The 1,347-nt window shown below is 56.0% G+C and carries 1 rRNA gene; it reads right to left on the bottom strand.

From position 1 onward, the window contains the following. Positions 1-1,347 (bottom strand): 23S ribosomal RNA (locus ACLZOT_RS49655); the annotation flags it as partial.

Here is a 1,347-nt window from a genome sequence, read left to right as displayed (position 1 = left end):
ACAGGGCTTCCAGATCTGGCCTATCAACCCAGTCGTCTACTGGGAGCCTTACCCTCTCAAGGAGGTGGGAACACTCATCTCGAAGCAGGCTTCCCGCTTAGATGCTTTCAGCGGTTATCCCTCCCGAACGTAGCCAACCAGCCATGCCCTTGGCAGAACAACTGGCACACCAGAGGTTCGTCCGTCCCGGTCCTCTCGTACTAGGGACAGCCCTTCTCAATGTTCCTGCGCGCGCAGCGGATAGGGACCGAACTGTCTCACGACGTTCTAAACCCAGCTCGCGTACCGCTTTAATGGGCGAACAGCCCAACCCTTGGGACCGACTCCAGCCCCAGGATGCGACGAGCCGACATCGAGGTGCCAAACCATCCCGTCGATATGGACTCTTGGGGAAGATCAGCCTGTTATCCCCGGGGTACCTTTTATCCGTTGAGCGACGGCGCTTCCACAAGCCACCGCCGGATCACTAGTCCCGACTTTCGTCCCTGCTCGACCCGTCGGTCTCACAGTCAAGCTCCCTTGTGCACTTACACTCAACACCTGATTACCAACCAGGCTGAGGGAACCTTTGGGCGCCTCCGTTACCCTTTAGGAGGCAACCGCCCCAGTTAAACTACCCATCAGACACTGTCCCTGATCCGGATCACGGACCCAGGTTAGACATCCAGCACGACCAGACTGGTATTTCAACGACGACTCCCACCATACTGGCGTATGGCTTTCACAGTCTCCCAGCTATCCTACACAAGCCGAACCGAACACCAATATCAAACTGTAGTAAAGGTCCCGGGGTCTTTCCGTCCTGCTGCGCGAAACGAGCATCTTTACTCGTAGTGCAATTTCACCGGGCCTATGGTTGAGACAGTCGAGAAGTCGTTACGCCATTCGTGCAGGTCGGAACTTACCCGACAAGGAATTTCGCTACCTTAGGATGGTTATAGTTACCACCGCCGTTTACTGGCGCTTAAGTTCTCAGCTTCGCCACACCGAAATGTGACTAACCGGTCCCCTTAACGTTCCAGCACCGGGCAGGCGTCAGTCCGTATACATCGCCTTACGGCTTCGCACGGACCTGTGTTTTTAGTAAACAGTCGCTTCTCGCTGGTCTCTGCGGCCACCCCCAGCTCAAGCAGCAAGTGCTATCACCAGACGTGGCCCCCCTTCTCCCGAAGTTACGGGGGCATTTTGCCGAGTTCCTTAACCATAGTTCACCCGAACGCCTCGGTATTCTCTACCAGACCACCTGAGTCGGTTTAGGGTACGGGCCGCCATGAAACTCGCTAGAGGCTTTTCTCGACAGCATAGGATCATCCACTTCACCACAATCGGCTCGGCATCAGGTCTCAG

This window comes from Streptomyces sp. 4F14 (genome assembly GCF_048159485.1).
Lineage (GTDB): Bacteria > Actinomycetota > Actinomycetes > Streptomycetales > Streptomycetaceae > Streptomyces.
The sequence above is the reverse complement of the archived record's forward strand: the minus strand, read 5'-3'. Positions and strand labels throughout refer to the sequence as shown.